Origin of the sequence: Microcystis sp. M090S1 (genome assembly GCF_020246295.1) — a bacterium.
Taxonomy (GTDB): domain Bacteria; phylum Cyanobacteriota; class Cyanobacteriia; order Cyanobacteriales; family Microcystaceae; genus Microcystis; species Microcystis aeruginosa.
On the sequence record NZ_JADBTF010000145.1, the window covers coordinates 1 to 5126 of the forward strand.

General features: G+C 40.3%; 4 protein-coding genes and 1 pseudogene. 4 read left to right on the forward strand and 1 reads right to left on the reverse strand.

Translation table 11 applies throughout. From position 1 onward, the window contains the following. The first annotated feature begins 397 nt into the window (after positions 1-397). The 4 genes from IM477_RS06505 to IM477_RS06520 all read left to right on the forward strand — a co-directional run bounded on the left by IM477_RS06505 (position 398) and on the right by IM477_RS06520 (position 4610). On the forward strand, positions 398-1045 hold the full coding sequence (locus IM477_RS06505) for a hypothetical protein (protein WP_287731006.1): 648 nt from the start codon (positions 398-400) through the stop codon (positions 1043-1045). Positions 1046-1116: 71 nt separating this feature from the next. After that, on the forward strand, positions 1117-1368 hold the full coding sequence (locus IM477_RS06510; RefSeq protein ID WP_002737239.1) for a BolA family protein: 252 nt from the start codon (positions 1117-1119) through the stop codon (positions 1366-1368). Positions 1369-1618: 250 nt separating this feature from the next. After that, entirely contained in the window at positions 1619-2914 is a 1296-nt protein-coding gene (locus IM477_RS06515; protein WP_287731007.1) for a P-loop NTPase fold protein, read from the forward strand. 232 nt (positions 2915-3146) lie between these two features. Further along, positions 3147-4610, forward strand: a complete 1464-nt coding sequence (locus IM477_RS06520; protein ID WP_287731008.1) for a tetratricopeptide repeat protein — start codon at positions 3147-3149, stop codon at positions 4608-4610. Between the two features lie 116 nt (positions 4611-4726). Here the strand turns inward: IM477_RS06520 and IM477_RS06525 are convergent. Beyond that, positions 4727-5005: pseudogene (locus tag IM477_RS06525) on the reverse strand (molybdopterin-dependent oxidoreductase); the annotation flags it as partial. Between the last annotated feature and the right edge of the window lie 121 nt (positions 5006-5126).

Genomic DNA, 5126 nt, shown 5'->3' on the forward strand with positions numbered 1-5126 from the left:
AACTTTAAACTCTAAGACAAACATTTTACGCAGGGGGGACTTAGACAAAATCAGTATAGCACAATAAAAGTTAAGTTAACAAGATATAGTTTAAAAAGCCGTCCTAAAAGGACGGGGCTTTAACCCAAAATTTCGGTAAACTTACGGGTAATCAGCGATAAAGACATTTTAACTAAACTCCTACTTTCTCTTTATTCTATCTGGACAGCCTTGCAAGGGGGGAATTATCGGTATCTAAACCATTAATCGGGGGGATAAACTAACTTTTTGGGGACTTGTACTGATTCTTCGGGAAAAATCAGCGCTTGCCATGGCGACAAAACCGCTAGAGCTAACGTCTAGAAAGCTGGGGTCGGATCGAAACTGCCCCAAAAAAGCTACTATAGGTCAGTTGTCGATGTTAAAAAAAATAGCCGTTCCCCTCAGGAACATTAAGTCGAGAAATTTTATGGTTAAGCGAAAACAGCCTTATAGTTTAATTTATCTGCTCACTCTGGTGATCGGTTTGGTGATTGCGATCGCACCTGACGGACAAGCACAAACCCCCGACTCTAACACTCCCACCAGCGATCCTAACGAATTAAAACCCTTAAATCAAGCCGATAGTGTCCTGAGTCTTCAGGGGGGACAACGTTTAGTGGAAGAAGCGAACGCAGCTATTAATGCCGCTAAATACGATGTCGCTGTGGACAAACTCAATCAAGCGCGCCGGATTTTTAACCAACTATCTAACTATCATCTGCAATTAGCTAATAGTTTCTCAGGAATTGACCCGAAAGTATTCGATTCTCAGCGTCAAAGTGCTTTAAACACGGGACAAATGCGGGATGAAGCCACCTATCAGCTTGCTTTGGTCCATAGGGCGCAAAATCAGCCAGAATTGGCGGTTCCTTTGTTAATTCAGGTGATTCAATCCCAAAACCCCACCAGTGAATTAGGACAAAAAAGCTATCAACAACTCTACGAGATGGGATTTGTCAGTACACCCATCTCCGCACCGACTCCCACCTCCGCAACTCCTAACAACTCCCCCCCACAGCAGTAAATTTTGTCCCTATTGACGAGCTTTCGGTAAAAATGGGATCAGAGTATCTTTAATTTTTTTGAGGAGTTACGATGGTTGACTTTCGCCAAGTAGAAGCGATGATTCAAGAACAAATCCCCGATGCACAAGTGATGATTCGGGATTTGACGGGAGGTGGCGATCATTTGGAAGCGGTGGTTATTTCCGGCGAATTTGCCGGCAAAACCCGCGTTAAACAGCATCAAATGGTTTATGGCGCTTTACAATCGGCACTGGCTACCGAAGCCATCCATGCTTTGGCATTAAAAACCTACACTCCCGACAGTTGGGCAGCAGAAAAATAACAATTATCAGTTATCAGTTATCAGTTATCACTTATCAGTTATCAGTTATCAGTTATCAGTTATCAGTTATCAGTTATCAGTTATCAGTTAGTTTTTTTCTGGTTTTCTTTGTGGCTAATTATCTTCACACAACACAGTCTAATTTAATTACTCATGGTTAGTAACCCATGCAGGCGTTGGGTTTCATGCTTCAACCCAACCTACGTTCATCTTATATTTAATTCCACCCACCCACTTAATTTAATGACTCATGGTTAGTCCTTTACTGGAACCCTTTCGAGAAGCCTATCGCAATTTGGAACTTTTACCCCTGCGATCGGATAAAGAATTACAGCGTTTTGCTGTCAAATACGGCACAGAAATTATCGAAGAATTAGAACAATTGGTCGAAGATAGTCCTTCGGAAGACGGAAAAATTATTCTAGCAGGACATCGGGGTTGTGGTAAGTCAACCCTGCTCTACGAATTTAAAAGAAAGTTAGATGATCGCTATTTTGTTGTTTTCTTCTCGATCTCAGACATGATCGAAATGTCAGACGTAAATCATGTTAATATTTTATTCTCGATCGCCGTTCAGATGATGTCAGAAGCGGAAGCCCAAAATTTAACTATTAAAGATTCTATTAAAAAAAGCTTTTATCAATGGTTTGCCGAACAAATCCGCACCGAAACCAATCAAGCAGATGCCACTCTCGAAACGGGTTTTAACTTTTCTGCTTTACTAGCTCACATTAAAGGAATTCTCAAGATTAATTCGACTATTCGTCAGGAAATCAAACAAAAATATGAGCGGAGAATTACTGATTTAGTTGCCCAAATTAACATTATAGCCAGTGCGATCGAGTCCCAAAGTCAGAAAAAAATCTTAGTAATTGTTGATGACATTGATAAAATTGACTTAGCACAGGTAAGGGATATTTTTCAATCCCATATTAAAGCGATTATGTTGCCCGGTTTTCGGATTATTATGACTATTCCGATCGCCGCTTTAAGAGAAGTAGCTTTAAAGGCAACTCTCCAAACAGAAACTAATGATCAGATCGTACAAATGCCTGTATATAAACTCTTTAAACAGGGAGACATTAATTCACCTAATGCTATACCCGATCCGCAAATTATTGCTACTTTAACAGAGATTATCACTAAGCGCATCGATTCCGCTTTAATCGATCCTGACACCCTCGAAAAAATTTGTCTTTATAGTGGGGGAGTATTACGAGAATTAATTCGCATTACTAATGATTGCTGTCGGGTTTGTTTGCGATCGGTTCGTCGTTATCCCGATGATAATACCCTAAAAATTAATCAAGCTGTTTTAGAACAATCAATCACAGAACTTAGTCTCGATTTTGCTGAAAGTATCGGTACAGCAGATGAGGAAATTATTAAAACTGTTTATGAAAAGTCAAAACCGAAGGATCTCAAGGATCAAAATTTTCTAGATCTGCTGCATGGTTTATATATTTTGGAATACCGCAATGGCGATCTCTGGTATAACGTGCATCCGATTGTGGTTGAGTTAATGAAAAAAAGAGGAACAATTTGAATGGGATAAGTAAGTAGTTATAATTAAATTGAAGATGGATCCCCCCTGCCCCCCTTGATAAGGGGGGTGCCGATAGGCGGGGGGATCCCCCTTGATAAGGGGGGTGCGGATCACTCCTTGATCCCCCCTTGATAAGGGGGGTGCGGATCACCCCTTGATCCGTAGGGTTGATTCATGAATCAACCCTACCTAATGGGGGTATCTGACAGTTTTTAACATTTATCCACTTATTATGAATAATGAAACATCTTCAATTATTGACCAAAATGAAAGAGAATACGAGGGTTTAATCGTCTCTCTAGAGGCAAATCGAGAGAGATTAAATATATTAATTTGTGTGTGTGATCAGGAAAAATTGCGAGAAGAAATCATCGATCGCTATAGCAAAGAATTAGAACCAGCAATCCCTTGTTATCGGATTGATTTAGATCAAAAAGAACCGAGTTTAAGAGCAGCCATTGCTAGTTTAGTCTCCAGAAAACCGGAGTTACTACAAAGCAAAAATGCTGTGATCACAACCACAGGAGTGGAAAAATTACACTCGATCTCGCGTAGCGAGCGCGTTGCGACCGAATGGCAACAGGAAAAATCGGAACTAGATAAATTTTTTGGTTATCTGCAATGGACAAGGGAAGGATTGCGAGAATTTCCCTATTCCATCGTTCTTTGGGTAACAAGCACAGTGGAAGTAAATTTACGCAAAAAGTCCCCCGATTTTTGGAGTTGGAGAAAAGGAGTTTTTCGCTTTATTTCTCCTCCAAGTAACTTTTTACCTTCTCAGGAATTTTTACCAATTTTACAATCTTTTGACGAAATTACTATAGATAAAGATATTCCTTCAATCTCTAAGGAAGACTTGTTAGAACTAATCGAGCAAATCGAGGTAAATAAAGGCAAAAAAGAGCCAAGACTAGCGAGTTTATATGCCAGTTTAGCTAAGATTTATAACCTTCGTTTATCAAATCTGCCATTGTCAGATTATCGTCAGGAACAACAGCTTGCGATCGAGTATTATCAAAAGGCGATCAATTTACAAAAAGAGTTAAATCTAGAACTTGATTTAGTTGCGAGTCTCGACTCATTGGCAGATATTTATTATTCCAGAGGAGAATACCAAAAAGCGATCAAAAGTTGTCAACAGTCCTTAGCAATCAAAGGAGAAATGGGTGATCGGGTGGGTGAAGCGAAATCCTACATAGGTTTAGGCAATCTTTACAGTTCCCTAAGAGAATACCAAAAAGCGATCGAGTTTTACCAACAGTCCTTAGCAATCTTTCAGGAAATTGATGATATAAGGGGAGTAGCGTATTGTTACAATAATTTGGGCAATATTTACAATTACCTAGGAGAATACCAAAAAGCGATCGAGTTTCATCAACAATCCTTAGCAATCAAACGGGAAATCTCTGATATAACAGGAGAAGCTTATTCCTATCTAGGTTTGGGGAATGTTTACGATTCCCTAGGAGAATACCAAAAAGCGATCGAGTTTTATCAACAGTCCTTAGAAATCTTTCAGGAAATGGGGTATATCATAGGAGAACCAAAGACTCTGTTTAATCTGGGACTTACCTACTATAAACTCGATCGTATATCGGAAGCGAAAGAAGCATTTCTTCAGTCGCGGGAATTATTTCAAGCATTGGGGTTAGCAGGATATGTTCAATATTGTGATCAGGCAATTCGGAGATTATAATTACCCAGTTGCGATCGTGTAAAAATTTGTTGCTTCCCCCTTGACTTTTGCTTGTTTTAATGCTATGAATTACTGGACTTGATTGCTCATCTCACCCGATTTTAAGCCAAAACTGGTTAAAAACCGCCATAACGTTCCTCTAACCAGGGATCACCTCGTCGATGGTAGCCATTACGTTCCCAGAAACCCGATTGCTCTCGATCGAGAAATTCTAAGCCATTAATCCATTTAGAACTTTTCCAAGCGTAGAGATGGGGGACAACTAAGCGCAGCGGACCACCGTGGTCGGGGGGTAAAGGTTGACCAAACAGTTGAAAAGCGAAAAAATTATCCTCGTGCAGGAATTCCTCTAGGGTGAGGTTGGTGGTATAATCCCCGTAACAGTGTTGCTTGACATCCTCACCGCCGTAAACGGACGGTGATTCCCAAACCTCACGATTTGGGTTTCTGCTTCTTTCCCGAAGGATTTTTCGCACCTGCCTTAACAGATTTACTCTGTTCTGGTCTTATGGTCGC